This window comes from Azospirillum sp. A29 (genome assembly GCF_042604625.1).
GTDB classification, from domain to species: domain Bacteria; phylum Pseudomonadota; class Alphaproteobacteria; order Azospirillales; family Azospirillaceae; genus Azospirillum; species Azospirillum palustre.
In genome coordinates this window covers 929,105-955,472 of the sequence record NZ_CP170460.1, presented here as the reverse complement: position 1 = coordinate 955,472, position 26,368 = coordinate 929,105, and the positions used below count along the sequence as shown (strand labels likewise).

At 62.3% G+C, this 26,368-nt stretch carries 28 protein-coding genes; 19 read left to right on the top strand and 9 right to left on the bottom strand.

Features of this window, described 5'->3' with window-relative positions; genetic code table 11:
• Positions 1-10 precede the first annotated feature (10 nt).
• Positions 11-2,578 (top strand): magnesium-translocating P-type ATPase, encoded by a 2,568-nt coding sequence (mgtA, locus tag ABNQ38_RS04215; RefSeq protein WP_377805847.1) that lies wholly within the window; start codon positions 11-13, stop codon positions 2,576-2,578.
• Positions 2,579-2,624: 46 nt separating this feature from the next.
• Here the strand turns inward: mgtA and ABNQ38_RS04210 are convergent, their stop codons facing one another.
• Positions 2,625-2,942, bottom strand: coding sequence for a hypothetical protein (locus tag ABNQ38_RS04210; RefSeq protein ID WP_377806231.1), 318 nt, complete (start codon positions 2,940-2,942; stop codon positions 2,625-2,627).
• Positions 2,943-3,114: 172 nt separating this feature from the next.
• On the opposite strand from ABNQ38_RS04210, the gene ABNQ38_RS04205 reads away from it, so the two are divergent.
• Positions 3,115-3,480, top strand: coding sequence for a response regulator (locus tag ABNQ38_RS04205; protein WP_377805846.1), 366 nt, complete (start codon positions 3,115-3,117; stop codon positions 3,478-3,480).
• A gap of 162 nt (positions 3,481-3,642) precedes the next feature.
• Here ABNQ38_RS04205 and ABNQ38_RS04200 read toward each other — a convergent pair whose 3' ends face one another.
• From ABNQ38_RS04200 to ABNQ38_RS04170, 7 genes are all read right to left on the bottom strand, one after another.
• Positions 3,643-4,008 carry a response regulator gene (locus ABNQ38_RS04200; RefSeq protein WP_377805845.1) on the bottom strand — a complete coding sequence of 122 codons (366 nt, stop codon included), beginning with the start codon at positions 4,006-4,008 and terminating at the stop codon, positions 3,643-3,645.
• Complete coding sequence (locus tag ABNQ38_RS04195) at positions 4,005-7,160, bottom strand: CheR family methyltransferase (RefSeq protein WP_377805844.1); 3,156 nt, start codon at positions 7,158-7,160, stop codon at positions 4,005-4,007. The genes ABNQ38_RS04200 and ABNQ38_RS04195 overlap by 4 nt, the downstream gene beginning before the upstream one ends.
• A gap of 186 nt (positions 7,161-7,346) precedes the next feature.
• Entirely contained in the window at positions 7,347-7,544 is a 198-nt protein-coding gene (locus ABNQ38_RS04190; protein ID WP_377805843.1) for a hypothetical protein, read from the bottom strand.
• Between the two features lie 88 nt (positions 7,545-7,632).
• Entirely contained in the window at positions 7,633-7,917 is a 285-nt protein-coding gene (locus ABNQ38_RS04185; protein ID WP_377805842.1) for a hypothetical protein, read from the bottom strand.
• A 49-nt stretch (positions 7,918-7,966) separates the two neighbouring features.
• Positions 7,967-8,122, bottom strand: coding sequence for a hypothetical protein (locus ABNQ38_RS04180; RefSeq protein WP_158279295.1), 156 nt, complete (start codon positions 8,120-8,122; stop codon positions 7,967-7,969).
• 344 nt (positions 8,123-8,466) lie between these two features.
• Positions 8,467-9,066 carry an exopolysaccharide biosynthesis protein gene (locus ABNQ38_RS04175; protein ID WP_377805841.1) on the bottom strand — a complete coding sequence of 200 codons (600 nt, stop codon included), beginning with the start codon at positions 9,064-9,066 and terminating at the stop codon, positions 8,467-8,469.
• A 43-nt stretch (positions 9,067-9,109) separates the two neighbouring features.
• On the bottom strand, positions 9,110-10,438 hold the full coding sequence (locus ABNQ38_RS04170; protein WP_377805839.1) for a sensor histidine kinase: 1,329 nt from the start codon (positions 10,436-10,438) through the stop codon (positions 9,110-9,112).
• A 213-nt stretch (positions 10,439-10,651) separates the two neighbouring features.
• On the opposite strand from ABNQ38_RS04170, the gene ABNQ38_RS04165 reads away from it, so the two are divergent.
• The 3 genes from ABNQ38_RS04165 (at position 10,652) to ABNQ38_RS04155 (ending at position 12,474) form a co-directional block, all read left to right on the top strand.
• Positions 10,652-11,212: a hypothetical protein gene (locus ABNQ38_RS04165; protein ID WP_377805838.1), complete on the top strand. Its 561-nt coding sequence runs from the start codon at positions 10,652-10,654 to the stop codon at positions 11,210-11,212.
• Positions 11,213-11,263: 51 nt separating this feature from the next.
• Positions 11,264-11,665, top strand: a complete 402-nt coding sequence (locus ABNQ38_RS04160; protein WP_377805837.1) for a YsnF/AvaK domain-containing protein — start codon at positions 11,264-11,266, stop codon at positions 11,663-11,665.
• Between the two features lie 68 nt (positions 11,666-11,733).
• Positions 11,734-12,474 (top strand): YsnF/AvaK domain-containing protein, encoded by a 741-nt coding sequence (locus ABNQ38_RS04155; protein WP_377805836.1) that lies wholly within the window; start codon positions 11,734-11,736, stop codon positions 12,472-12,474.
• A gap of 175 nt (positions 12,475-12,649) precedes the next feature.
• On the opposite strand, the gene ABNQ38_RS04150 is transcribed toward ABNQ38_RS04155, so the two are convergent.
• Positions 12,650-13,036 (bottom strand): hypothetical protein, encoded by a 387-nt coding sequence (locus ABNQ38_RS04150; RefSeq protein WP_377805835.1) that lies wholly within the window; start codon positions 13,034-13,036, stop codon positions 12,650-12,652.
• Positions 13,037-13,155: 119 nt separating this feature from the next.
• Between ABNQ38_RS04150 and ABNQ38_RS04145 the strand changes: the two genes are divergently transcribed.
• From ABNQ38_RS04145 to ABNQ38_RS04080, 14 genes are all read left to right on the top strand, one after another.
• Positions 13,156-13,398 carry a hypothetical protein gene (locus ABNQ38_RS04145; RefSeq protein ID WP_377805834.1) on the top strand — a complete coding sequence of 81 codons (243 nt, stop codon included), beginning with the start codon at positions 13,156-13,158 and terminating at the stop codon, positions 13,396-13,398.
• 4 nt (positions 13,399-13,402) lie between these two features.
• Positions 13,403-13,765 carry a hypothetical protein gene (locus ABNQ38_RS04140; RefSeq protein WP_377805833.1) on the top strand — a complete coding sequence of 121 codons (363 nt, stop codon included), beginning with the start codon at positions 13,403-13,405 and terminating at the stop codon, positions 13,763-13,765.
• 309 nt (positions 13,766-14,074) lie between these two features.
• On the top strand, positions 14,075-14,566 hold the full coding sequence (locus ABNQ38_RS04135) for a LuxR C-terminal-related transcriptional regulator (protein ID WP_377806218.1): 492 nt from the start codon (positions 14,075-14,077) through the stop codon (positions 14,564-14,566).
• Between the two features lie 587 nt (positions 14,567-15,153).
• A complete protein-coding gene (locus ABNQ38_RS04130; RefSeq protein WP_377805832.1) occupies positions 15,154-19,788 on the top strand; it encodes a chemotaxis protein CheB in 4,635 nt (1,544 codons plus the stop codon).
• A gap of 96 nt (positions 19,789-19,884) precedes the next feature.
• Positions 19,885-20,547 (top strand): ISL3 family transposase, encoded by a 663-nt coding sequence (locus tag ABNQ38_RS04125; protein WP_377805831.1) that lies wholly within the window; start codon positions 19,885-19,887, stop codon positions 20,545-20,547.
• 551 nt (positions 20,548-21,098) lie between these two features.
• Positions 21,099-21,266: a hypothetical protein gene (locus ABNQ38_RS04120; RefSeq protein ID WP_377805830.1), complete on the top strand. Its 168-nt coding sequence runs from the start codon at positions 21,099-21,101 to the stop codon at positions 21,264-21,266.
• A gap of 117 nt (positions 21,267-21,383) precedes the next feature.
• On the top strand, positions 21,384-21,878 hold the full coding sequence (locus tag ABNQ38_RS04115; RefSeq protein ID WP_377805829.1) for a hypothetical protein: 495 nt from the start codon (positions 21,384-21,386) through the stop codon (positions 21,876-21,878).
• Positions 21,879-21,897: 19 nt separating this feature from the next.
• Entirely contained in the window at positions 21,898-22,218 is a 321-nt protein-coding gene (locus ABNQ38_RS04110) for a hypothetical protein (protein ID WP_377805828.1), read from the top strand.
• A 79-nt stretch (positions 22,219-22,297) separates the two neighbouring features.
• The gene (locus ABNQ38_RS04105) at positions 22,298-22,588 is read left to right on the top strand and encodes a hypothetical protein (protein ID WP_377805827.1); all 291 of its coding nucleotides are present in this window, start codon (positions 22,298-22,300) and stop codon (positions 22,586-22,588) included.
• A 433-nt stretch (positions 22,589-23,021) separates the two neighbouring features.
• The gene (locus ABNQ38_RS04100) at positions 23,022-23,270 is read left to right on the top strand and encodes a hypothetical protein (RefSeq protein ID WP_377805826.1); all 249 of its coding nucleotides are present in this window, start codon (positions 23,022-23,024) and stop codon (positions 23,268-23,270) included.
• Positions 23,271-23,299: 29 nt separating this feature from the next.
• The gene (locus ABNQ38_RS04095; RefSeq protein WP_377805825.1) at positions 23,300-23,665 is read left to right on the top strand and encodes a recombinase family protein; all 366 of its coding nucleotides are present in this window, start codon (positions 23,300-23,302) and stop codon (positions 23,663-23,665) included.
• Complete coding sequence (locus tag ABNQ38_RS04090) at positions 23,604-24,461, top strand: recombinase zinc beta ribbon domain-containing protein (RefSeq protein ID WP_377805824.1); 858 nt, start codon at positions 23,604-23,606, stop codon at positions 24,459-24,461. The genes ABNQ38_RS04095 and ABNQ38_RS04090 overlap by 62 nt, the downstream gene beginning before the upstream one ends.
• The gene (locus ABNQ38_RS04085; protein WP_377805823.1) at positions 24,410-24,898 is read left to right on the top strand and encodes a hypothetical protein; all 489 of its coding nucleotides are present in this window, start codon (positions 24,410-24,412) and stop codon (positions 24,896-24,898) included. Before ABNQ38_RS04090 ends, ABNQ38_RS04085 begins: the two co-directional genes overlap by 52 nt.
• 500 nt (positions 24,899-25,398) lie before the next feature.
• The gene (locus ABNQ38_RS04080) at positions 25,399-26,328 is read left to right on the top strand and encodes a hypothetical protein (RefSeq protein WP_377805822.1); all 930 of its coding nucleotides are present in this window, start codon (positions 25,399-25,401) and stop codon (positions 26,326-26,328) included.
• Positions 26,329-26,368 lie beyond the last annotated feature (40 nt).

Genomic DNA, 26,368 nt, shown 5'->3' with positions numbered 1-26,368 from the left:
GCCTACACTGGTGCAACTGCCGAGGACACGACCTTTGGACCAAGGCATCATCGCTGACGGGATCTGGAAACAACCGATCTCCGTCGTGCTCAAAAACCTGGATGCGACCCCCGCCGGGCTGAGCCGGACCGAGGCGGAGGCCCGCCGGCGCAGATACGGCCTCAACCAGCCGCTGGCGCGCCGCCGCCGGCCGCTCTGGCTGCAATTCCTGACCCGCTTCCTCAATCCCCTGGTGCTGATCCTGCTGTTTGCCAGCGGCCTGTCGGCAGCCACCGGGAACATCACCAGCTTCGTCATCGTGATCGTCATGGTCGTGCTCAGCGTCACCCTGGACTTCGTCCAGGAGATGCGGGCCGAGAACGCCGTGGAGGCGCTACGCCGCACCGTCGCTGTGCGTGTGCAGGTGCGCCGGGACGGTGTGGAGGTATCGGAGCCAGTGGATCAACTGGTTCCAGGCGATGTGGTCCGTCTGGCCGCCGGCGATCTGGTTCCAGCCGACTGCCGCCTCCTCGAAGCGCGCGATCTGTTCGTCAACCAGGCCATGCTGACCGGGGAGCCCTACCCGGCGGAAAAGCGGGTCGATGCCGTCGCGATCCCGGCTGAAGACGTTGAGAAGGCGCTCGACACCATATTCATGGGGACCTCGGTCATCAGTGGCAGCGCCACCGCCGTGGTCTGCCGAATCGGCGACGCGACGGCGTTCGGTCAGTTGAGCGGCACCCTGCAGGCGCCTCCGCCTCCCACCGCCTTCGAACTGGGCATCCGCCAATTCGGTTTCCTCATACTGCGCCTGACGATCTTCCTGGTGTTGTTCGTGCTGGCGGTGAATGTGCTGTTCCATCGCCCCTGGCTGGAGTCCCTGATGTTCGCCCTGGCCCTGGCGGTCGGGCTGACGCCGGAACTGCTGCCGATGATCGTCACCGTCACGTTGGCGCGCGGGGCGATGCGGCTGGCGGAGCGCCGTGTCATCGTCAAACGGCTGGCGGCCATGCACAACATCGGCGCCATGGACGTATTGTGCACCGACAAGACCGGGACACTGACGGAAGCGACGATCCGGATGGTCAGGCACCTGGATTTCCGTGGCGCGGAGAGCGAGCGCGTCTTTCGGCTGGCCTACCTGAACAGCCATTTCGAAAGCGGCATCAAGAGCCCGCTGGACGAGGCCATCATCGCCTTCCGCACTCTCGACGTGACCGGCTGGCAGAAGATCGACGAGGTGCCGTTCGATTTCGAACGGCGGCGCGTCTCGGTTCTCGTTAGCGATGGCACCGAGCGGCTGCTGGTGGTCAAGGGGGCGCCGGAAGACGTTCTGCGGCAGTCTACCCATTATGAAGGCGAAGGTGGCGTCGAGAAGCCGCTCGATCCGGCGGCGCGGGCAGAACTGGATGCCCTGTTCCAGAAGCTGGGAGAGGATGGGTTCCGGGTGCTGGCGATCGCCTCCAAGGCGATGGGACCGGATCATGCCTCCGCCGCGCTGGGAGACGAAAGCGAACTTGCCTTCGCCGGCTACGCGGTTTTCCTCGATCCCCCCAAGGCGAGTGCCATGGCGGCGATCCGCGATCTGACCGGCGCCGGGGTGGCTGTGCGCCTTCTGACCGGCGACAACGAGCGGGTGACGCGCCACGTCTGCGCCGAACTCGGCCTGCCCGTCATCGGCCTGATCACCGGCGACGATCTGCGGGTGATGAGCGAAGAGGCGTTGCGGGCCCGCCTCCCCAAGGTCAACGTGTTCTGCCGGGTGACGCCGGCTCAGAAGGAACGCGTGCTGCTGGCGTACAAGCGCTCCGGCCGGGTGGTGGGTTTCCTGGGCGACGGGATCAACGACGCCTCCGCCCTCCATGCCGCCGACGTCGGCATCTCGGTGGACAGCGCCGCCGACGTTGCAAAGGAGGCAGCTGGCCTGATCCTGCTCGACCACGATCTGTCGGTGGTGCACGAGGCGGTGATGGAGGGGCGTCGGACGGTGCAGAACGTCACCAAATACATCCTGATGGGAAGCAGTTCGAATTTTGGCAACATGTTCAGCATGGCGGGAGCGTCGCTGTTCCTGCCCTTCCTGCCGATGCTGCCGACCCAGGTGCTGCTCAACAACCTGCTCTACGATGCGTCGGAGGCCGGCGTTCCGCTCGACAACGTGGAGGCGGAGGCGTTGGCCCTGCCGGTGCAGTGGGATCTGCGGCTGATCCAGCGCTTCATGCTGGTGCTGGGTCCAGTCAGTTCCCTGTTCGATTTCCTGACCTTCTACGCCTTGCTTCACCTGTTCAACGCCGATGAGGCACTCTTCCAGACCGGATGGTTCGTCGAGAGCCTTGCCACCCAGGTGCTGGTCATCTTCGTGATCCGCACCCGCCGCAGCCCCTGGCTCAGCCGACCCAACGCAATCCTGGCCGGGTTGTCGCTGGGAGCTGCCGCCGTCGGCGCGCTGCTGCCGCTGACGCCGCTGGCATCCTTCTTCGGCTTCGTGGTTCCTCCAGCCTCCTTCTATCTGTTCCTGGTGGCCGCCGTCGTCACCTATCTGGTCCTCGTGGAGATCATCAAACGGGTGTTCTTCCACTACATCGCTCCACGACAGTGATGCGGAACTCAGGGCGTCGACGGGCTCCATCCTGGGAAGTTGGCGTTCAGGCGACCCTGCGAGAAACTGGCATCCCGAGGCCGGTCATGACGTTCAAAACCTTGCAGCCGACGCGGGCCTCGACGTTCTGAGTTGGGAGGGTCCGACAACTCGTCGCGATCAGCCGAATGGCTTCTTGCTTGAACTCTTTCTTACGCCGTTGACCGTTACCCATGCCAAACTTCCCAGTCCCTCGGGCTATAGATGGATCCCCTTTATTTTCTCCGGGCAAGTCCATCCAATCATTGCTGGGTTGAAACGGAGGGACCAAATTTTCTTCGGAGCCGGCACGTGGGCCAACGCCAAATTGCAGGAGCTGGAACATTTTTCTCCTCCCAAATCAGAAATACCACCTTTTATAGCATTTTCACATATTGGTGCCACCAATGTGAGAAAACGGATCCCCATCAGCGTGCATAGCCATAGCTTTTGTCCAACTGTACAGCGAAGGCCAAAGGCATATGGTCTACGGGAGGCCTGATTAAAGGGAGCGGCGGATGTCCGAAAAGCTGCTGAACGACCGCCGTGTTCTCATCGTGGAGGACGAATTCCTCGTCACCGTTGTATTGGAGGCGGCAGTCTTGGAGGCAGGCGCCAATGTGGTTCGGCTTGCCGCTTCGACCGTGGACGCTCTTGCGCTGATTGAGGCCGAACCCTTCGATGTGGCGCTTCTGGACGCCCGATTGGATGAAGAGCCGGTCCTTGACGTTGCCGAGGCTTTGGACAAGCGGGGCATCCCATTCGTTTTCCATTCCGGATATGGTCCGGAACATCTTCCAAGCACCTACCGTCATCGCCCCTTGCTCCGTAAACCATCGCTTTCATCCAGTGTCGTCCAGGCACTGTACGAAGCGGTGAAATAAATGGGACCGGGCGGAAGGCCCATCGCAGCGAAAGACGCCGATCTCTGTCGGACTCTTATGGGACGGTTCTGTCCCTCACCATCGTTGGATCGACATTGGACGCGACCATTTGGCGCCGTGCCTTTCGCAATTTTCCACTTTGATCGGCTCGTCGGTACCCGCTCAAGCAATGGCAGTGCACAACATGCGAACGATGGCAGCGGGGGCGGAAGGTTTCCGGAGTAAAGGTCTGTGTCGGTGTCGTTGCGGAAGGAGCTCCGGCCCGTACCCCGAGTGGAAGACAAAAGGCTTTGCGCCGGCTTCGAGCGCGTCGGCGACGGCAGTCACCCGCTCATCGTCGAGCCGGACATCCAAAATGGCGGCATCGAAATCTTCCCGTTCGATCAGCGCCAGGGCGTCCGCCACGCAGCCGGCCATGCCGACGATGGTGGCGCCCGCATCCTGCAGGATTTCCTCCAACGCCATCGCGATCAGCAATTCGTCCTCGACGATCATGATCCGGCAGCCTTCCAGATGCTTTCCGGTCATCGGATATTCTCAAGGGAGGCGGGGCTTTCGTCGTCGCTCCTCGTCTGGGCGACCGGTACGGTGAACGTCGCCTGGAGGCCGGTCGGATCGTAATCCACCGTGACATCGCCACGCAGTTCGTAGCGGATTTGCTGGGTGATCAGTTTGGAGCCGAAGCCATGATGGGTGGGAGGCGACACCGGGGGACCGTCGGTCTCGCGCCAATGGACAAGCAGCACTGCATCGGCATCCCTTTGCCCGAATTCCCAGGTCACCACGACGCGCCCTTCCGCCACGGACAATGCACCGTATTTCAGCGCGTTGGTCACCAACTCGTGGATCACCATGCCGAGCGCCAACGCGGCCTTGGGCCGGAGTTGAACGGCAGGTCCGTCAACGGCAAAGCGTCCTTCGCTGGTGGCATAAGGCTTCACTTCATTGAGCACGACGTCACCGAGGGGAATATTCCCCCAACCGTCACGGGTCAGCAGATCGTAGGTGCTGGCGATCGCCTGCAGGCGCCCGAGAAACGCCGTGCATTCCGGTGCCTCGGCAATCGCCTTCAGCGTCTGCTGGGCCAAGGCGGTGACGACGGCCAGCATGTTCTTGACGCGGTGGTCGAGTTCACCGATGAGCTGGCGCTGCTGCTCCTCGGCCTCCTTGAGCGACGTCACGTCCACGAAGGTCAACAACAGGCCTTCCAGATCGTTGCGGGCTTTCCGGTAAGGCAGGATGCGCATCATGTAGTGCCTGGTCCCGTCCCTGGACCGAACCGCCTTTTCCACGGTCGCCGGGTCGGTAAGCGCATGTCTCAGATCCCGATCCAGATCGACCTGATCGAGATGACTGACGATATCGGTCAGCGGACGGCCGCGGTCGCTCGAGATCAGATTGAAAATCTGGATGACCGCCGGCGTGAAACTCCGGATCAGCAGGGATCGGTCCAGGAAAATGATCCCGATCTGGGTGCTGTTGAACAAATTCTGGAGATCGTTGTTGGACTGATCGAGTTCCTCGACCTTGCTGTTGAGTTCGATATTGACGGCGTGAAGCTCCTCATTGACAGACTGCGTTTCCTCCTTGGCTGTTTCCAGCTCCTCATTGGTTGATTGCAGCTCCTCGTTGACCGAGATGAGTTCCTCATTGGCGGACTTCAGTTCCTCCAATGAGGTTTCATACTCTTCGATCGTGCTCTGGAGACGCTCCTTGGTATCGCGAAGTTCACGTTCCAGCTGCTCCACCGCAACGGGATCCTGGCCCCAGTGACGCTCCTTGCCGTAGATCTCTTCCGCAGGACTTGGGCCTCCGACATCGGAAAACAGGACCAGGAAGAAGGGCTCCCCGTCGCGGTCGAACGGCTCGATCGTCAGATCGAGCACTTGGACACGATCGTCCACCTCCACCGCCAAGTGTTTGCGGGTTACCGGCTTGTGGGTCTGCATCGCCTCGTGCAGGGCGCCGCGAAGATCGAGCCGCAGCCCCTTGCGGGCCATCGCCAGAAGCTGGCGGTTCGGGGCGCCGGGAGGCGCCTGAAGGTACTTGCCGGTGTTGGCGGAATAGTAGACCACCTCACTGTTCTGGTTGACGACCACATGGGCCGGAGCGAAGCGCTCCAGCACGCGCGCCTCCACATGCCCACGCAGATTGGCGGCATTGGACTGGATCGAGCGGGGGGTCTCGACCGATCCGCGAGGCGTGCGGCCGCCATGCTCCGCCATGGCGAAGGGAATGGTTACGGAGACCGCATCCTGCCGGCGGAACAGGCGATGCTTTTTGTCCATGGGCACGAACAGCGTCTGATGCTGCCCGATCGTCTCGGCCACGCCGAGGAAAAGATAGCCGCTGGGGCGCAATGCATAGTGGAACATCGGGATCACCTGATCCTGAAGTCCCATCCCCAGGTAAATGAGCAGATTGCGGCACGAAATCAGGTCGATGCGTGAAAAGGGCGGGTCACGGACGACGCTGTGCGCCGAGAAGATGCACAGGTCGCGCACCTCCTTGCGAACGAGATAGCTGGTGCCGTCCTCGGTGAAATGGCGCTTGAGCCGGTCTGCCGGCACATCCCGCACCAGATTGGCGGGATAGCGCCCGGTGCGTGCCACCTCCAGGGCATGCTCGTCGATGTCGGTGGCGAAGACCTGGATCTTCGGCACGCTGTGGAGGGTTTCCGCATATTCGGACAGCAGCATGGCGATGGAGTACACCTCCTCGCCGGTGGCGCATCCCGGAACCCAGACGCGCACCGCATCGCCGGCGCTTTTCCCGGTGAACAGATGCGGGATGACGAGGTCCTCCAGCGCCTGGAAGGTCTCGCAGTCGCGGAAGAAGGTGGTGACGCCGATCAGCAGATCGCGAAACAGTGCCGCGGCTTCCGTGCGGTCCTCACGCAGGTGTTCGACATAGCTGTCGATGTCCGTCAGCCGCAGGGCCTGCATCCTGCGTTGGACACGGCGGAGGAAAGTGTTGTGTTTGTAGCCCTGGAAATCGTGCCCGATCTGATTGCGCAGAATGGTGGTGATGCTCCTGCGTGCCGCTTCCAGCCGCGCATCCTCTTGAACATCCTTCTCACCCGTCAGATCGCCCAGCGACGTGGCGGTTCGCGCATAGTCCACCAGCGTCGCCGCAATCGTTTCCACCGGCGCGACAAGGTCGACGACGCCGGTGGCGATGGCGCTGTTCGGCATGCCGTCATGGCGGGGAATTCCGTCATGCCCCTGGGCGATGGTGAAGCCGCCCCGTTCCTTGATCGCCTTGACGCCCAAGGTGCCGTCGCTGCCGCCGCCCGACAGGATGATGCCCACCGCTCTTTCACCGCAGTCGCTGGCGAGCGAGCCGAGGAAGAGGTCGATCGGGTTGCGCTCGCGGCGGGAGGCGCTGTCCGGCCGGACATGCAGCCGGCCGCTGTCGATGGTCAGCAGGGTTCCTGGCTGCAGGGTGTAGATGCAGTTCGGCTCGACCAAATCCCCGTCGCAGGCCTGATGCGCCGGCGTGGGCGTGCATCGGCCGATGATGTCGGCCAGCAGGCTTTCGTGTTCCGGTGACAGATGCGTCACGACCACGAAGGCCATGCCGCTGTCGGCGGGAACGGCACCGAACAGCCCCTCCAAGGCCTCCACCCCGCCAGCGGATGCGCCGATCCCGACGATTGGGAAGGATGCCTTGTCGCTCATGCTGCTGCCCTTCCACAGATCCTGACGATCCGGATCGATGTCGTTTGAGGATGCCGGGGATGGCGCTCTTGTCGGCGATGAGCTTTTCTACATTTCAACTGGAGCACCCCCTCGGGACGATGGCCGGCCGTCCCTGGTGGCGTTCTTCCTCACAGTCAATGCCAAATTCTGACGCGGACGGTCAACTCACTCTTTAGCACCCTCCTTTGGTTGCGCACCACCGTCATCGTCCCAGTTGCGTAGCGGAGTGCCGCGCTCCCGCTGGCGCAGACGCTCATCGCCGATCTTCAGGCTCACCAGTGGCACGGACGCGGTTTCAATGAACATTTTCCCGTTCAGGAAATGGACTGACGACGAACGATGTTTCAGTTGTACGGTTTGCATGACGACACCTCCTCTGCGGTAAACTCCGGTGCGGAACGGCTTTCCGCGATAGACGGAGCATTGCTCTGCCCGGTCCTCGCAACGGTGTTCATCCGGGCAGGGGATTTCCGTTTTCCGCCGGTTCCAGGAGCCGGCCCAGTTCATCGGGGTCGATGAGCACCGTCTGCTCCATAGCCATTCCGCGATTGGACTGCGGAAGACGGAGCCAGGTAGCGCTCCGCCGATACACAGGGAAGGAGAGCGAGTCGATCAACTCCTCGTCGGTCTCCACGATGTAGCTTCCCGCCGGTTGCACCCCGTCGACGCCGCTCAAGGCAAAAGGATGGGCGAACGTTACGGTCCTGCTGGTGGTGCGGGTGAATGCGTTGGTCATCGAAGGGTGCTCCCATTCATGTCCGGCGGATTTCCTTGAAAGCAGCTGTCTATCCGCCCGAACTGGAGAACAGCAACCCGGCAAGAAAGCCGACTGAGACGCCAAGTGTCAGATAAGCCATGTTCTTCCATTTCGGCGCGGACAAAGCCCAGGCGGCACGCTCTGAAACCATCCACTCCGACAACGTCCCGTGCGTGAGCGACATGGCGATCTCCTTCCGGATATTTGGTTCAAAATATGGTGTCAGCAAATTTTATTACAATGGGGAAGGGCAAATAATTACATTGATGCTTATTTGATTCATGCTGCCGCCCGACTCCGCTGGACAGGACCCTCTACCTGAATGATTCTTGAGCATCCCTTATGGCTGCCTTATCTCCATTTGGCGCGATTGAGCAACGGCTTGCATGCCAAAGCACGCGGCAAGAACCTGCCATACGCCGCTTTGCCGGATGGGACGCCGGTCCAACAGCATTGTCGATCATGTCCGGACGGATGATCTTCCCCCCCGCAGAGCCATACGCGGCCCTGACAGATGTGAGCCACGGCTCAAAAAAACATGGACCGGACCGCCTCGACCGACTGCCAGACGGTGATCGCCGTGGCGATGAGAACGGCGGCGGCCATCGCCAACGACACTGCCAACAACACCCCGTCCTCTTCCAGATAGGCCAAGGCGATCAGCATGATCGTCACCGCCGGGACGATATTGCTCAGCGGAATGGGAACGAAGAAGACGCCTGCCAGCACGAGGACGACCAATCCGACCACGCGCGTCGTCGTCTCGAACGGCATCTTCCAGCGTGGACGTATGACCGTCTCCATGCGCCTCAGCACCGGCACGGTACGATCGACCATACGGACCAGGCGCTGTGTCGAGAAACGCCGGGACATGATCGTCCTGGGAAAGGCCGGAGTCTCCCGCGCGAGAATCATCTGGAGGGCGGGAATGGTCAGCAGCAGCCCGACGACCGGCGATGTTCCCGGAGTCAGCCCGATCACTGCCAGCAACAGCAGAACGACGCCGAAGGAGCGCTTGTGCAGCCTGTCCAGCAGCCAGCCGAATGTAACGCCCTCGGCCGGAGCCTCTGCGAGCAGGCCACGCAAAACCTCGGATGTCGGGATATGCGGGGGCAAGACCGAGGTCATGACCACATCGCTCCGGCCGCTTCGGTGGGGCGACAGCGGTCTGTCATGCCGGGATCGACACCGTAACGGTCGTGCCGGCGCCGGACCCGACGGCCAGACCGCCTTTGACCTGCTCGGCTAGCAACTCCATCAAGGTGAGGCCGAGCGACCCCGTGCGTCGTTCGTCGGCCATGCCGATGCCATCGTCACTGATGCTCATGCGCAGGACTTCGTACGAGATTTCCCGGAACGAGACGGCGATGCGGCCGGATCGCCCGTCCGGGAAAGCGTATTTCAGCGCATTGATCATCGCTTCGTTGGCGATGAGGGCGAGCGGGATGGCCCTATCCGGTTTCAGGAACACCTCGTCGGCGTCGACATCCAGCACCACCCGCAAACTCTGTGCAGGCTCGAAGGACACCAGCAGGTCGCGGCACAGCATCCGCAGATATCCCCCGAATTCGATCTCCTGCAGCCCCTGCGTCCGGTAGAGCTTCTCATGGATCTCGGCCATGCGGTCCAGCCTTTCCACGGCGCTGTGCAGCGCCTCCTGCACGGCCGGCTCCCGGCCATGTGTGAGGTCCAGTTGGATGCGCAGGAAGGACGAGGCCATCTGGAGGGTGTTTTTGACGCGGTGGTTCACCTCCTTCATCAGGTTGTCCTTGTCGCGCAGCAGCACGTCCTTGTCGGCAAGGGTGTTGCGCAGCACATGCTCCACCTCGGTGCGGCGGTCCACTTCGGCGGCAAGTTGGCGATTGAGTTCATCCAGCCGCCCGGTGCGCACCGAGACACGGCGATCGAGTTCTTCGTTGAGCTGGCGCAATCCGTCTTCCGCCGCCTTGCGCTCGGTGATGTCGACAAAGGACACGAAATGGTGGCGGATACGGTCTTCTTCGAAAACGGGTGCGACATGCTGGAGCACCCATAGCGGCTTTCCGTCCCTCCGATAGAGACGGACCTGGCGCACGATGGCCTCGCCGGCGCGTAGGGCAAGGCCAATGGCGCGCGCCACCTCCGGGTCGGTGCCGGAGCCGGACAGCAGATGATAGCTCTTGCCCAGAATCTCTTCGCGCGCATAGCCGCTGAGCCTGGTAAATGCGGCATTGGCGAAGACGATCGGGATATCCGGCAGGGTGGGATCGGCGATCAGCATGGGCATCAAGGTGGTTTCCGCGGCCACCACAAAGGGGCCACCGCGCGCTGCCTCAATCCTGACCATTCTCTCTGCGTCCTGTTGGTCGCGGGGATTATCGGGCATGCAGCGCTCCTTCGTCCGATCCATTGTCCGAAAAGGATATAGCCGCTGAATGCAGCCTTCCCAGGCGAAGAAGTGGCAGAGCCCGCTCGCCAGATCGGCGCCAAATTGAAAAATATAACGATTGATCCACAGCAAAAAATCTCCTGGCATTCTTGCGTATGTAAAATATAGCTTCGCAATACCAAAAGAACATCTCCTTTATATTCAGCAATTTATAGTTCTTAATTTCAGATTATATTTTCAAAGCCATTGATATTTTGCGGTGCGGCATAATATAGGATTAAGTCATCGAGGTAGAGCACAGCGCTCCCTTTCAGCTCTCGCACCCCAAACAGTCATGGAGACGTCATGGACGACGGCACTCATCCCACATCCACAATTCGCCCGACCAATCGCCCCACCATTCGCAGCGCCAGCGACGAAGCCGCGGCGGGCAACGACGCGCCGAAGGACGCCGGCATCCGCAGCGCCAGCGAGGAGCACACGGCGAAACCTGCCCGTGAGCTTGGTCAGCAGCCGAGGCCCTGGCCGCCGAGGCTGCCCGGCGCTTCAGGCAACCAGGGCTTTCCGGAAACCGTCCGGACCGCCGGCCAGAGATTCGACCGTGCTGTCAAAGACGGGCTCGACGAGAGTGGCGGTCGGGCCACGGCACTCGGCGGCGCCCTGATGGCAGGCTACGGAACGGCCATTTCAGAAGCGGTCTCCTTCATGGGCCAAGCCGCGGAACGCCAGAACGAGCTGTTGGGCAGCATGCTCCAGGCCCGCGGCCCGCAGGACATCATGACGGCGGGACAACGCTACCTGCTCGGCGGATGGCTGGCCTTCTTCGAGGTCAATGTCCGCGTCGCCCAGGCCGCGTCCCGGATGTCGCAAGACACCGCGTACAGCCCGCCCCGGCCTGGCGCCTGACGCCGCCGGCGCTCTCCAAAACCGCATGACAGTATTTCGGGAGGATCTCCGTTGACCGGTTCGGAAAAGGAGACGCAGACGCTTCTCACCGTCGAAGAGCAGGTGGGCGTCCGCAAACGCCGACAGGTCACCGGGACCGTCCGCGCCAGCACCTTCAGCCATGAGCGGGAACAGTCGGTCGAAGCCGACCTGTCGATGGAAACGCTGGAGGTCGAGCGGGTTCCCATCGGGCGGTTCGTCGATGGCCCGATCCCCGACCGCCAGGACGGCGACTCCACCGTCATCTCGGTGATCGAGGAGGTGGCGACGGTGGAGGTTCGCCTGAAGCTGGTGGAGGAGGTCCGGATCACCCGCCGCACCACGGTCGGCAGGATGTCCGACACCGTCACGCTGCGCCGTCAGGAGGTGGTGATCGACCGGGATCCTGCGTTGGAAGAGGACTCCGAGGTCTGACCCGCCCGGAAATACACAAACAAATACACAAACTACCCGAAACACCCGAAATTCCATTGGAGACCATCATGAGCACGATCGTCGTAGGACTTTACAAGGAAAGCGGTTCGGCCAGGAATGCGTTCCAGGCGTTGATCGCGGCAGGCTGCCAGGAGGTCGACATCGAGACCTTCGACGGTGCCGACAGCGCCGACGAGGCAGCCCAGGGACTGCTGGGACATGGATTTGAAAAGGACTTGGCCGAGCAGTACGGCATGGCCGTCCGGCACGGCCACATCCTGGTCGCTGCCGACATTGCCGACCGGGACGCCGATGCGGCGGAGGCGATCCTCGACGAGAATGGAGCCATCGACCTGCCTGACAACCTGCCTGTCGTTGCGGCAGCGCAGAAACCGGCCCAGAAGGCGGGCAATGGCGCCACCGTCGAGCAGGAAACCCTCCAGTCGGTGAAGGAGGAGGTCGAGATCGGCAAGCGGCGGGTCGCCAAAGGCGGATTGAAAGCCGTGTCGGAGATCACGGAAACCCCAATTCGGGAGACCGTAACGCTGCGCGACGAGGCGGTGGGCGTGGAACATCGCAAGGTCGACCGTCCTCTCCGCCCCGATGAGGAGAAGGCTGCGTTCGGCGAGAAGACCGTCGAGCTGACGGCGACCTCCGAAACGCCGGAAATCACCAAGGAAGCCCGCGTGGTCGGGGAGGTCGTGCTGTCAAAGACCGCTTCCGAACAGGAAAAGACCGTGGGAACCGTCGCCCGCCGCAGCGACGTCAAGGTGGAGCCCGTCGGCAACAAGCCCGGCAACAAGCGCTGATCTGAAGCGTGCACAACAGATGGGGCGGCCGTTCGGCCGCCTCCCGCCGCAGCGGATATAACCTGCGGCGGAGCGGTTGAAGGTCTTTCGAAATAAATCACAGATTCAATTATCGTTTATCGGTAGATTTCTCTCAATAGAAATACAAAACGATTTTAAAATATCGAATGTCCACTTATGCATTTCGGGGATACACCATTGCAAAAACCTTTGAGTACCCCACTTTAATTATTTCAAAGCCACCCCAGGCCTGCTCATTTTTGCCGAGGATCGCAAATCCGAGGTGTTTCCTGGCGTGACTCGATCCGGATGGCATGGCTGCCGCCATTGCCGACAAACCGGCCCACATCGGAGACACTTTATGAAATCCCGGACAAGGCTGGCCTTCTTCATTCTTAAAACCCACGCCGGATGGATCGTCCGGGCGGACGGATTCGTCTATCCGCCCTGCACCGACCAGATCGATGCGCTCACCAAAGCCATTCGGGAAGCGCAAGCGGCGGAACGGCTGGGCTTCGCCAGCGTCGTGCTGGCGCAATCGGCGGCAGGGGAACCCTGCCATGTCCGCTGGTGCTGTGCCGGCAATGACGGAGCGGCACAGGCGGTTATGGAGCCTCCATATCCGGTAATTCCGGCGATGGCCGACACCCTGACGCCGGGGTCCGTATCGGAGGGACGTCCATGACGCCCCTTCTCCATTCCATCGAGGGGCGATGCCCCCGTGGCGCCGATGCGTTGCGTGAACAGCTGCGCTGGATGAATGCCGAGCGCCGCTGGCATCCAACTGTCTACGGCGCATCGCCGGACCAGCGTCCCCCCGCCTTTACGCCACCGAGCCATGTCAGTCTGCCGCAGGGTGCCACGCTGACCCGCCTTACCAGAGCCTGTGCCGCAGCTGGTGCGGCCGCCATCGAGGAACGGTGATCTCATGAGCCTATCAGCCCATTATACCGTGTCGTGCCGTACAGACGGGTGGTTCGTCGGGCTTGAGGGGGAACGCTACGGCCCCTTCCCCAACGGACATGTCGGTGCCCTGATCGCCGCTGTACAGGCCGCCAACCACGCCGGCAAGGACGGCCACGATGCCCGCGTGCTGTTGCGTATGGCGGATGGCCGGACCGACGCCGTCTGGATATTCGGCGTGGACAGCTACCCGTCGCCCTGGGTGGAGGAGTTGCATCGGATTGCACAACTTCCGCGGCGCGCACGCGCACGCGCACCGGTCCCGGCCTTTCTTTCGACAGCTCTGCACGCCATGATCCCGAACTCCGTGCCCGCTGGCCGGGCGTGATCGGACGGACCAGGATTTTCCTCGTTTGTTCAAGTACGAATTTCAAAATTCTCTCTTATCAAGAGTTGAAATATTCTCCAAAGAGCGGGTCGCCATTCCAATATTTTGAGCGCAAGACTGCCAGATTATTTTAGAAACACGGAGTGGATGGCAATGTCTATTGTTTCCGTATCCTTGATAGACGCCAACAATCTGTTCCGCCAGGGGTTGAGAGCCATGTTCGCGGAGCAGGGCTTTCACGTCGCCAAAGAGACCTCGTCTCTCAAGGCGGCGCTTCAGATTGTCTAGGAGGGCGACGCATCCCAGGTCATTCTGATCGACCCCGTCGGCATCGGCGACTTCACGGATCTTGTCCGGTCGTTGAAGGAGGCCTGTCCGGACACGCATGTGGTGGTGCTTACCGGCACGCTGGACGCCGAAATCATGACGAAGGCCATCCAGGCCGGTGCGGACGGGTTCTTGATGAAGGACATGTCCATGGAGGCGCTGGCGCAATCGTTGCGGCTTGTCATGATCGGCGAAACGGTCTTCCCCAGCGCCTTGGCCGCACTGCTGATCGGCGGTCGCCTGAACGGCGCAGCCTATCAGGCGGTACCGCACAAAGGTGTTTCCAAGCGCGAGGCTCAGGTTCTGCGCTGCCTGCAGAATGGCAGCTCCAACAAGACGATCGCCAACCACCTTCGGATCACCGAGGCGACCGTCAAGATTCACCTCAAGAGTTTGCTGCGCAAGATCGAAGTCTCGAACCGCACGCAGGCCGCCCTTTGGGGCCTCAACAACGGCTTTGCGGATGCAGAGTGACCTGACTTTCTCCGACGGCATGTTGGGATTGCCGCCCTGCCGGCCATGGACGGACGCGTGAAGCCGGCGACATGGCACGCACCGCACGGGACTTGACGTCCTCCGGCCCATTGCGAAGCGGTTGGCCGCAACCGGACAGATCAGCCGGTTATCCCGCAGGTCCAGGCACAGGTTCTGCCAACCTGTTGTTATAGAAGATGTGGCTGAGCCACATATTCGCTGCATCGCGTCGATGCGCAATCAATATTTTCCCGTTCCGAGTGGCGTTTCCGTGCAGAATAACACATCTGTTTTTGCGGAACCTCACGCAGATCAAAAATAATGAAGTTATAAAAATTATTGATTGACAAGATGCAATTTGCGCATTAACTTTGCGGTTATTGTATGATTGGTCTGAAAATACCGTGGAGTTATGGGTATAATTATTTTAACTTTTGTCTATTTGAGATCATGCGGTAAATTTATAAGTGCTCTAATTGTTTAGTGTCTGTACGCCAGCCCCATGCTTTCCTGCCATGAACCCCGGCGCGGCGAGGCTTGGTTAAAAGTTTCGCTGGCTGGGATCATCCTATTGGCAGGAGGCGATCATGATGTCGGTGGATGAAGGCACGGATCGTCATTGTCAGGACATTCTCCGTATGGATCAGGATGAACAGCGGCGCATACGGCCCGGCCCTTTGGCGATCGTCGGTATCGGTGCCTCGGCTGGCGGTCTCAAAGCCATAACGGCCCTGCTTAGAGGGGTACCGGCTGACAGCGGCTTGGCCTTTGTGGTGATTCAGCACCGGATCCCGAACAATGAACGATTGCTTGCCGATCTGTTGAAAAATGTGACGGTGCTGCCGGTCCTTACGGCCCATGACGGGATTCCGCTGGAGGCCGATCACATCTACATCGCTCCGGCGGGTCGGTTGCCGACCATGGAGGCCGGCCAACTGCGCATCCGCGAATCGCGGCAGTCTGTCGACGCGACCCTGCCCATCGACATCTTCTTCCGCACACTGGCGACCGACCAGCAGGAGAAGGCGATCTGCGTCGTGCTGTCCGGTACCGGCGCCGACGGCACCAATGGACTGCGTTCGATCAAGGAATGCGGTGGGCTGGTGGTCGTGCAGGATCCGACGACCGCCGACTTCGACGGCATGCCGGGCAGTGCCATCGCCACCGGCATGGCCGACTATATCCTGCCGCCGGAGCGCATGCCCGGTGCCATCGTCGATTTCGTCCACCAACCCTACATCGGCCCGGCAACGGTTCAGAAGGCCGATGCGCCGGACGGCGCACTGGACGGCATCCTCGATCTGCTGAGCGCGCACACCAAGCGCGATCACAAGGCTTACAAGCCGCGGTCGCTGATCCGCCGCATCGAACGGCGCATGGGGATTCACCATATCGCCGATATGACGGAATACCGGGCCTTTCTGGGCACCCACCCGGCCGAAATCGAACTGCTGTCCCGCGACATCCTGATCAGCGTGACGCGCTTTTTCCGCGATGGTCCGGCATTCGACATCCTGGCCGGAGACTACATCGTCCCGCTGGTGCGGAACCAGCCGGCGGGCAAGCCGATCCGCGTCTGGGTCCCGGCCTGCGCCACCGGGGAAGAGGCTTACTCCATCGCAATCCTGTTGATGGAGGCCTGCGCACGGAGCGGCGTATCCCCCGGCTTCCGGGTCTTCGCGACCGACGTGGACAATCGGGCGCTGACCGTCGCCCGCACCGGCCTGTATCCGGAAACCATCACGGTCGACGTGTCGGTCGAACGGCTCGCCCGCTTCTTCACCAAGGTCGAGGACGGCTACAAGGTCGCCAAGCCATTGCGCGATGTGGTTTCCTTCGCCCAGCACGATCTGCTCAGCGATCCGCCTTTTTCCAAGCTCGACCTGATCAGTTGCCGCAACATGCTGATCTATATCGAGCCGGACGTGCAGAAGGCCATCTTCGCCCTGTTCCACTTCGCCTTGTTGGATAATGGCGGCCTGTTCCTCGGTACGGCGGAGAACCTTGACACGCTCTCCGACCTGTTCGCACCTCTTTCAAAAAAATGGCGCCTTTACCGCAAGATCGGTGCGACGCGCAGCAGTGCGATGGCGGTCCCGCCGACGGGCGGGCGGTCCGTGGTCCCGGTGCCGACACTGCCCACCCCCTTGCGCGGCACCAGCCCGGCGGACATCATCCGACAGGCCCTGCTGCTTGAATACGCGCCGGCGGCCGTCCTGATCGACGGGCTGCATCGCATCCAATATCTCTTCGGTCCGACCGGCGATTTCCTCGATCTGCCGACGGGAGAACCGCCCTGGGATCTGACGGCGATGACACGCGGGGAATTGCGCCTGCAGCTCCGCCGCGCCGTCACGCAGGCGCTCTCCTTGCATGGCCGGGTTCAAATCTCCGGAATTCGGCACAAGCGTCACGGCGTCGTGGTGCCGGTGACCGTTCTGGTTATCCCGGTGCGTTTCCCCCGGGCCGGCAGTGACTTGCTTCTGGTGACATTCACGGCGGACCGCGCTGTACCAAGCACGCCGGTCGCCGAGACCGCGCCGCTGCCGATGGAAATCGAGGGCGTCGAACAGCTCGAAAACGAGCTGCGCATGACCCGTGAGGAGTTGAACGACACCATCGAAGAACTCAGCGCCATCAGCGAGGCGCTGCGGATCGCCAACGAGGAGATCCTGTCGATCGGCGAGGAGTACCAGTCGACCACCGAGGAGCTGGAGACATCCAAGGAAGAGCTGCAATCCCTCAACGAGGAACTCAGCACGCTGAACTCACAGCTGCATGAAAAGGTCGACGAGTTGGAGGCGACCACCAACGATCTGAGCAATCTGCTGAGCAGCACCGACATCGCCACGGTCTTCCTGTCGTCAGACCTGCGGATCAAGCGTTTCACGCCGTCGGCGACCCGGCTGTTCGCTCTGCTGCCGCAGGACGCCGGACGGCTGATCACCGACATCTCCCGACATTTCTCCGATCCTTGCCTGCTGCCCGACATCCGGTCGGTGCTGTCATCCCTGATGCCGTCGGAACGCGAAGTGTCGACGGACGACGATGCGACCTTCCTTCGCCGCATCCAGCCCTACCGGACGCAGCAAGGCCGGGGGGAGGGGGTCGTGATCACCTTCAGCGACGTGACGCCGCTGAAGCGCACCAGTCTGGCCATGGCTCTGCAGGCCCGCCAGTACAAGCTGATCGCCGATCTCGGACACAGGGACCTCATCGGAGCGGAAGGGCCGGAGACACTGACGGAAGCGGCCCGTCTGATTGCCGAAGGGCTGGGAGCGGACGGCGTCGCCATCCTCGGTCCCGGCGAGGACCCGTCGGGCCGGCGCACCGGGGACGCTGACGATCTCATCCTGCTCGGCAGTGCCGGCCTCTCCGTTCCACAGGAGCCTGCCGTCAGGATCCCCAGCGACATGTCGACACTGGTCGGACGGGTGTTCCGGTCCCGGCAGCCGTCGATCATTGAGGAGTTCGCCACCGATCAACGTGTCCGCTCCTCCATGGCGCTATCGGGCAGCCACTTCATCAGCGGTCTGGCGGTTCCCTTCGGCGGCGAGGCGCGCGGACCATCCATTCTCGCGGTTCTGAGCCGCAAGGCCGGACGGTTCAGCAATGCCGACCTGGAATTCGTCCAGGCCATCGCCAGCGTGCTGGGGCTGGTCATCGAACGGGCGGGGGTGCTGCGCACGGCGCGGGCCGAGCGCGATTTCGCCCAGGCCATCGTCGACACGGTCCGCGAACCGCTGCTGGTGCTTGACGAGACGCTGCGGGTGGTCGGCGCGAGTGCGGCCTTCCACCGATCCTTCGCCACCACGCCGGACGGCGTGCTCGGCGTCCAACTGGCCGAGACGGCCGGCGGTCTGCTGGCCGATCCCGCCCTGCACCGGGCGCTGGAACGGATCGTACCCGACGGCACGGTCATCGATGCGCTGGAACTGACCATCGGTCAGGGTGTCGGCGAGCAGGGCGCCGAGGGACGCCGCACCCTGCTGCTGAACGCCCGCCGGCTCAATCAGGCGGGCCGGCTGATCCTGTTGGCGATGGAAGACGTTACAGAGCAGGTGCGCGTGCGCGAAGCCCTCGCTGCCGCCAAGGCTGCCGCCGAACTGGCAAGCGCCAGCAAAACCCGATTTCTCGCGGCCGCCAGCCACGATCTGCGTCAACCGGTCCAGGCCCTGCTGATGTTCCATCATCTGGTGGCGATGCAGCCGCAAGGCGAGGCGGCGGCGAAGCTGCTGGTCAGCATGGGCAATGCATTGGGCGCTATGACCACCATGCTCGACGACATCCTGGATGTGTCACGTCTTGACGCCAACGTCATCCAGGTGCAGCTCCTGTCGTGTCCGATCCAGACGATGATCGATTCTCTCTGCGCCGAGTTATCACCACTGGCCGAGGCTGCCGAACTGACATTGCACAGCGTTCGGACCAGCCTGTCGGTGCGGAGCGACCCCAAGCTGCTGGAGCGCATCCTGCGGAACTTCATCGCCAACGCGATCAAATACACCGACCAGGGTCGCATCCTGGTGGGTTGCCGCCGTGCCGGGCCGAACCTGTGCATTCAGGTCTGGGACACCGGGCGCGGCATTCCGCCGAACCAGTTGGCGTCGATCTTCGAAGAGTTCCATCAGGTCGACAATCCGGAGCGTGACCGGCGGCAGGGGTTGGGGCTGGGGCTTTCCATCGTGGAACGCCTCGCCGCGCTGCTCCATCACCCGATACGGGTCCAATCGGCACCAGGGCAAGGATCGATGTTCGAGATCCTGGTTCCATTGGCCGGTCCGGACGATTCTCTTCCGAAGGATGAGGAGATGGTCGTATCCGACGGCGGCAACGGCGAGCGGGTGGTGGTGATCGACGACGACACGGCCGTTCTCGACGGGGTCGCCGCCTTCCTCCATGAACTGGGCTACGATGTGGTGGCGGCATCCGATGGCGACACGGCGGCGGAGCGGTTGGGGAGCCGGGTGCCGGACTTGGTCATCGCCGATTTCCGGCTCAAGGGCACGGAAACCGGATCGGAGGCAATCCGACGGCTGGAGCGGCATTTCGCCGCCCGGCTGCCCGGAATTCTTCTGACCGGCGACACCTCGCCCGCGCGCATCCGGGAGGCGAGCGCCAGCGGCTTTCTGTTGCTGCACAAGCCACTGAGCCCGGAGCCGCTGCTGACTGCCATACGACACGCACTGACGGACCAGTCCTTGGAGCCGGGAACCGCCTGATTGATCTTGCCCCGGTTCGGTTGCTCTTGCGCACTTTGCGTGGATGTTCTGGGTTGCGGTGGCGAGCAGGCCGGGTGTTGCCCACATGGAAGGAGGATGCAGACGTTCTCTTTCCTTCCGGGCTGCCGCGTGCTTCAGATCGAGCGTGGCAGCCGCGGCTCCCTTGTCATTCTTGCAGATAGTCGCCGAGGCAGTGCTCGTTGCCCGCACTGTGGCGCCATCAGCCGCGCGGTTCACAGCAGGTACCGGCGATCTCCTGCCGACCTCTCGGCCTTTAGACATGAACTCCGTGTTGCCTTGCTGGTCCGGCGGTTCTATTGCCGGCAGGCGACCTGCCCCAAACGCACGTTCGCCGAGCGCTTTGCAGGCGCTGTGGCACCTCACGCCCGACGTACCCAACGGCTGGCCAAGGCACTGGGCCGGGTCGGGATCGCTCTCGGGGGCGCTGCGGGGGCGCGGCTCGCCCGCGGGCTTGGGATGCCAGTCAGCAGGGACACCCTGCTACGCGTCATCCGGGCATTGCCCTTGCCGGCCGTTGAACCGCCACGCGTCGTCGGCGTGGATGACTGGGCGCTTCGCAAGGGACGGACCTATGGCACCATCCTGGTCGACCTGGAACGTCGTCGTGTCCTTGACCTGCTGGCCGATCGATCCGCCAACACCGTTGCGGCTTGGTTGCGCGATCACCCCGGCATCACCGTGGTGGCGCGGGATCGCTCCACCGAATACGCTCGTCCCGCCACCAATGGCGCTGGTTAAGCGACGCAGGTTGCCGACCGATGGCACCTGCTCGCCAATACGCGCCAGATGCTTGAACGCTGGCTCTTCGCCGTCCATGGTCGGCTGCGCCGGTTGGCGCCGGTCCATACCGACGCGTCGGCTATCGCACCCCGACGCACCCGAGCCTTCGCGCCCGCGTGCCGAGAGAGGGGCGAGCGTCGCAAGCCACGAGCGGTGGCTGGCCGTCTTTAAAGAGGTCCGTTGCCGCCATGCCGCCGGCGAGACGCTGCTGGGCATTGCCCGGTCGATGGGCCTGGCGCGGGGAACGGTCCGTAAGTACGTGCAAGCACAGAGCTTTCCGGAACGCGCATCGAGGGCTCCGGGACCGAGCGCGTTGGATCCTTTCATCGGTTATGGGTTCGGATCGATGATGCCCCCTTTCCCGCTATCCTACCGTCGCGGATCATCCGCTTCGGTAATGTCGTCGTGACCTACAGCACCACCGCCCCGATCCTCTGACCTATCCGCCCCGTGTCGCTGCTGTATTCCAAGACATCCGCGCGGCACTCGCGGCTGCCGGGTTCGGAGAGGTGGACATCAGCCTGTCGCAGACGGCGGCAGAGCGGCAGGCCAAGCGGATCCTCGATCTGACCCGCAGCGCTCACGGACGCATGCAGCTAGCCAGTCTGCTTGCCGCCGCCGGGCTGGACGATGAGGCCATCGCCGTCCAACTCGATTGGCTCGACCGGACCTCGTAACGGCCGCGTCCCTCGATAGACGCCGATCGCGTCGCCGTAGCCGCAAGCGCCGCAATCAATCTGTAGCCCCGCGACGGCCGGACACAACACTCCCATCAGCCCTGGAGGTATTTCGACATGACCTCGACCGATCTCATGCTCCCACCGGGCAAGGCCGCACTGGCCACCGATCCTCTCTCCGCCACCCTCAATGCCTTCGAAGTCCGACTCTTCGCCACGACACCCACGGACGGACCAAAAGCGGTGATTGAAACAGCCGATCTTGTCCCTGTCGTGACCGCCGATCTCATGGTCTGGCGGCACCAGGTTGGCGACGATCATGTCCTCTGCGCCTTGGGAGCGATCGCCGAGGCTCTCGACGATGCGCACCTCTTGGTCGTCACGGCCCGGCGGAACGCACCGCAGCCATGGCAGCCGTTGGTGAGCCAATATGACTGCTACACGCGAATACGACGCCTTCTGACCGATGCCGCGGAAATCCTCGATTGGGCGATGACCCTGGCCCGTGGCGTCGACCTGACGATGACGATTGACGTCCGGCAATCGATCCGCCGTGACGAGGAGGGCTGGGCCGCCGCGGTATCGATCCCTACGCTCAGCCTGCGCGAGTAATGGAAAGGCGAGCACAACGATGAACCAGCCCGCTATGCCAGCTCCAGATGCATCTCATGATACGGTCATCGGACGCCTCGCCCGGCGATGGCTGGCCGACAGCTGCCCAAGCGTCCGTCAGGAGAGCGAACAGGACACCGCAGGCCGCTGCGACCGTCTGGTCGATGCCTTGGAAAGCCTGACGAAGCTGCCAGCCAACGATTGGGCCGATGTCGACGCGAAGCTAATAATCTTGTCCGTTCGACTGCGTCAGGCAGCCACCACGGCCGACCCCGAGACGATGCTGCTCGCTCTTCTCGTTACCAGTATACAGCATGACCTGCTCCGCTTGCGCCTCTGAACGACATGAACTGGAGATACGGTGATGTTGGCGTTTGCTGACCTTTAACCCGAAACCTCATCATCTGGGAGATAACTCAGTGATTGACTGGCAACCGATTGAAACGGCTCCGCGCGACGGGTCGAGGATTCTCGTCGCGATGTCCAGTGACTTCATGAAATATCAACCATGGGACGCGCCAAGTGACGAGTACTGTATTTTTGTTCGCTGGGTGGAGCAGATTGGATATTGGGTAGATGATTTTAAAACATTCGTGGCCGATAACGATATCACGCATTGGGCTCCAGCTCCTGTACCACCGCCAGCGACAGCCCATCAGCGCATGCGTGACGCCGCAGCGATTTCAAGGCACCGCAAGGATGATGTTTGATCACAAGAAATTCGAAGGAATTGGACGTAACTATCAGCATCTAATAACGATCTTTCGGGACCTTTCCCAAACCTTTTCAATTGATGTTCGAGCATGAGGGCGAGTACGCCGTAAAGGTAGCGGCGATTAGCTCGAGTGTCGAGAAGATCAGCTGCAATTACCCTGAAAATTCTAACACGATCGGCGGCGAGTAGCTGGGCACACGGCGACATGAGGCCGCCAGTATCCGGCGTGATCTGCTCCACTGCGACTCTACAGCACGGCTTGGACATGTGACGATATCGGCATCGCCATACGTTGCGCGTGTCAAGAACTTTATTTCCATGAGCATCTCCTCCGAGGCAAACGCGGAGACCAGGAGGAGCATGGGTGCGGCACGCTGCTCTGCAGCCGGATCGAAAGCGTCTCCGATCCGCTACTGCAGGAGCGCTTCATGCCAGTATCCCTCCGCAAGATCGAACCGGCCATCCCCGCGCCCGCCGAACCCGAGCCCTTGGAAGTGGACCACCGCCTCCAGCGCGTCGAAGAGACCTTGCTGGACTTGGTGCGCCTGATCGCCCATACCGAGGCCCGCCGCTTCCTGGGGTCGTCCCGCGGCGTCACCGACCTTCGGCTGCTGCTGCTGATCGCCCTGATCTGCCTGACCATCACGATCGGCATCATCGCCGCGCCCCTCTCCTGACCCCCTTGCCCCGGAAAGGACACGCCCTCATGAGACGCAAGCCGAGCTCCAGCCAGGCCAACGGCACCATCGGTGACCGGGTGGTCATCTACGCCCGCTACTCCGATCAAAAGCAGGACCCATCCTCCATCCAGGCCCAGCTGGCACTCTGCCAGGATTTCGCCGCTTCCAAGGGGTGGGAAGTGGCCGGTGAGTTCACCGATGCGATGATCAGTGGCGCGACCAAGGCGCGGGAGGGTTACCAGGCCATGCTGCGCACCGTCGATGCCGGCGGGGCGGACATTGTCTTCGCCGAGGCACTCGACCGCCTGACCCGCGATCCGGAGGAGAGCCATGCCCTCTTCGAACGGCTCAAGCACCGGGGCGTCCGTCTCGTCAACCCTGGCCGAAGGTGAGGTCAGCAACATCCACGTCGCCGTCAGCGGCATCTCCAACGCGCTTTACCTGGAGGCGGTCGCCTTCAAGACCCGGCGCTCGATCCTCGACAAGGTCCGCAAGGGTGAGATTATCACCGGCCTCGCCTACGGCTACCGTGTGGTCAAGGTTCATGCCGAGGACGGCACACTGGTCGACCGGCACTGGGAGATTGTCGAGGAGCAGGCGGCGGTGGTCCGCGAGATCTTCACCGCCTTCGCCAACGGCCACAGCCCCAAGCAGATCGACCCGGCTGCTGATGCCAAGCGCGTTGCCAGCCTCAATGACGAGTCCGATTGGGTGCGCGTGCCCTGGCCGGACCTGGCCATCCTCCCGCAGGCCATGTGGGACCGGGTCCAGCAGCGGCTGCAGGACATCCGGAGCGGCGCAGCATCCAGCGCCATCCGCGACGTGCGTCCGTGGGAGCACCGCCGCCAGCATCTGCTCACCGGCCTTGCCGTCTGCGCCGGCTGCAAAACTTCGCTCAGCAACGGCGGTCGTGACTATCTCACCTGCAACACTGCCAAACTGTCGTCGGCCTCCTGCTCCAACCAGGGCAGCATCCGGCGGAGCGTGCTAGAGAAGCTGGTGATGGACGCTCTGCGTGACCGGCTGATGCAGGAGGACATGGTGGCGGCCTTCATCGCTGCCTTCCGGGAGGCGGTTCGCACGGATGGCCAGGAACAGAGCGCTGAACAGCGGCGGATGGAAGCCGAACTGAGGGGGTGCGCCAGGATCTCGACGGGCTCGACGCGACCGCGCGGCAGGGCCGGCTGACCGATCGCCTGCGCCGGTTGATGGTCGAGTTGGAGGAGAAGGTCGGGTCGTTGGAGGCGGCGCTGGCCTCCCCTCCCCCGCCGCCGGTGCCCCTGCCCGACAATTTGGCGGCCCTTTATCGGGAGCGGATCGCCGATCTGGTGGCGACACTGGAGGACCCGGACCACCGGATCGAAGCACGCGACCGCCTGCGCCCGCTGATCGAGCGGGTGGCGGTGCGTTTCAGCACGGCCGGTACCTGCGGCGTCGAGCTCGAGTTGGAGGGCGACTTGGTGGCATTGCTCAGCCTCGGAATGAGCCCAAACGCAGCGAAGGCCGGCGCTTCGCAAGCGGCCGACCTTCGGGAACGGGTGCGTTCGGTAATGGTGGTTGCGGGGGCACGCAACCAACGATTCTTGCGACTAATTGAAGCCACAATTCCCAAATTGGCAGCGTGATCTCCCTTGAAAAACAAATGGATTCGCTGTCTCAGAAGATGGGATCTCGAACAAACTCGGTACGGTTCACCAGCACGCCATCAGTCTCCGGATCGGATACTCGCTTCGCCCAGCTGCCTACCAACAAGTTGATGGTGCCTCAGCGCTGCCGCTTTTCGATCTTGGGTCCACACTTTTGCAGCCAGTGGTCAATGGTCGAGCGACAGACTGATACGCCGCGCCCGCCAGGACGGCTACCGTTGCGAGCAAGCTCTTAGAACCACGGCCATCCGGAAGCGTATAGGCCGCAAATTCCGTTCGATATCGAAGAAATTGCTCTACTTTCTATATAGAATTATGCATTAATTCCACCCAACAAACAATTGAGCCTAACCATTGCCAGCGAAGGGGGAAAAGCCGACGCGAAGCGCCGGACTGCGCGCACCGGCCTGCCCGCCTCCTCCCCGGGAACGTCGCCGGGGAATTAGGCGCATCCCGCTCCCCAACTCGGAGGATCACCCATGCCTTTCCAAGTGATGTGGAAGCAGACCGCCCTGTCTTCGTCAGGCACCACGACGGTGCGGCTGACCTTCGACAAGAAGCCCATCCAATACGTGGTGGGCATCGGGGCATACAGCTTCGAATTCAATCAGGATGACGGCGACCAGCACATCAAGGAGATCAGCCTGACGGTCAAGGCGACCCCGTCGGGCGGCTCCGACAATGCGCTCGACGTGACCGTGACCTACACGCTCGACGACGCCAGTTACAACAACCTCGACCCGGACTCCTCCTCCGTCACCATCGCCGCGCTGGCGTGGCTCGGCACGAATTCCGACCAGATCGTCCTGCAGAATTCGGGCGACCTGATCTCCCAGGGCAATCCCAGCAGCCCGATCGGCGTCCCGGGCAGCGAGGCCTACAAGGCCGCCGTGCTGTCGGGCTTCGACCTCAAATATGGCGGACAGGACGACGAGCACCTGCTGGATCTGAAGACCGAAGTCTACCCCGGATCGGTCTCCGCAGGCGCCATCCAGATCCTGGGGGACGCGTATATGGAGGATTCGAGCAAGAACAACACCGGCGATGCGTCCTCCGGCGCCGTCGCCTGGGTCAACGGCGGGCTCATCTACTACAGCACCAAGGCCGGTACCCTGAACGTCGACTTCCAGTCGTTCCCGCAGAACAACAAGTCCGACCTGACGGTGACCTACGACACGGCGATTTCGGATGCGACGGTCTTCCTGATGGGGGAGAGGGTCAGCTACGGTTCGGGCGGCGACAACCATGTCTATCGCCTTGGCGCCGGCCCCAGCACGCTGACCATTTCCGACGACAAGAAGACGGTTACCCTGACGGACGCCTCAGCCAGCGTGCAGGATGCCAGCGACCACCACCAGGATGGCAGCCAGAGTTACGCCAACCTGCTGGTCGTGGCGACCTACGCCTGACGATCCGCGGCCGGCGGGACCCGTCCGGCCGCCTTTCCCG

Bases quoted from the DNA above. Each gene is read 5' to 3' on its own strand.
- ABNQ38_RS04210 (WP_377806231.1), bottom strand. From the start codon at position 2,942: ATGTTCCAGCTCCTGCAATTTGGCGTTGGCCCACGTGCCGGCTCCGAA.
- ABNQ38_RS04205 (WP_377805846.1), top strand. From the start codon at position 3,115: ATGTCCGAAAAGCTGCTGAACGACCGCCGTGTTCTCATCGTGGAGGAC.
- ABNQ38_RS04200 (WP_377805845.1), bottom strand. From the start codon at position 4,008: ATGACCGGAAAGCATCTGGAAGGCTGCCGGATCATGATCGTCGAGGAC.
- ABNQ38_RS04195 (WP_377805844.1), bottom strand. From the start codon at position 7,160: ATGAGCGACAAGGCATCCTTCCCAATCGTCGGGATCGGCGCATCCGCT.
- ABNQ38_RS04190 (WP_377805843.1), bottom strand. From the start codon at position 7,544: ATGCAAACCGTACAACTGAAACATCGTTCGTCGTCAGTCCATTTCCTG.
- ABNQ38_RS04185 (WP_377805842.1), bottom strand. From the start codon at position 7,917: ATGACCAACGCATTCACCCGCACCACCAGCAGGACCGTAACGTTCGCC.
- ABNQ38_RS04180 (WP_158279295.1), bottom strand. From the start codon at position 8,122: ATGTCGCTCACGCACGGGACGTTGTCGGAGTGGATGGTTTCAGAGCGT.
- ABNQ38_RS04175 (WP_377805841.1), bottom strand. From the start codon at position 9,066: ATGACCTCGGTCTTGCCCCCGCATATCCCGACATCCGAGGTTTTGCGT.
- ABNQ38_RS04165 (WP_377805838.1), top strand. From the start codon at position 10,652: ATGGACGACGGCACTCATCCCACATCCACAATTCGCCCGACCAATCGC.
- ABNQ38_RS04155 (WP_377805836.1), top strand. From the start codon at position 11,734: ATGAGCACGATCGTCGTAGGACTTTACAAGGAAAGCGGTTCGGCCAGG.
- ABNQ38_RS04150 (WP_377805835.1), bottom strand. From the start codon at position 13,036: ATGGCAGGGTTCCCCTGCCGCCGATTGCGCCAGCACGACGCTGGCGAA.
- ABNQ38_RS04145 (WP_377805834.1), top strand. From the start codon at position 13,156: ATGACGCCCCTTCTCCATTCCATCGAGGGGCGATGCCCCCGTGGCGCC.
- ABNQ38_RS04140 (WP_377805833.1), top strand. From the start codon at position 13,403: ATGAGCCTATCAGCCCATTATACCGTGTCGTGCCGTACAGACGGGTGG.
- ABNQ38_RS04130 (WP_377805832.1), top strand. From the start codon at position 15,154: ATGATGTCGGTGGATGAAGGCACGGATCGTCATTGTCAGGACATTCTC.
- ABNQ38_RS04125 (WP_377805831.1), top strand. From the start codon at position 19,885: ATGCAGACGTTCTCTTTCCTTCCGGGCTGCCGCGTGCTTCAGATCGAG.
- ABNQ38_RS04115 (WP_377805829.1), top strand. From the start codon at position 21,384: ATGACCTCGACCGATCTCATGCTCCCACCGGGCAAGGCCGCACTGGCC.
- ABNQ38_RS04110 (WP_377805828.1), top strand. From the start codon at position 21,898: ATGAACCAGCCCGCTATGCCAGCTCCAGATGCATCTCATGATACGGTC.
- ABNQ38_RS04100 (WP_377805826.1), top strand. From the start codon at position 23,022: ATGCCAGTATCCCTCCGCAAGATCGAACCGGCCATCCCCGCGCCCGCC.
- ABNQ38_RS04095 (WP_377805825.1), top strand. From the start codon at position 23,300: ATGAGACGCAAGCCGAGCTCCAGCCAGGCCAACGGCACCATCGGTGAC.
- ABNQ38_RS04090 (WP_377805824.1), top strand. From the start codon at position 23,604: ATGCCCTCTTCGAACGGCTCAAGCACCGGGGCGTCCGTCTCGTCAACC.
- ABNQ38_RS04080 (WP_377805822.1), top strand. From the start codon at position 25,399: ATGCCTTTCCAAGTGATGTGGAAGCAGACCGCCCTGTCTTCGTCAGGC.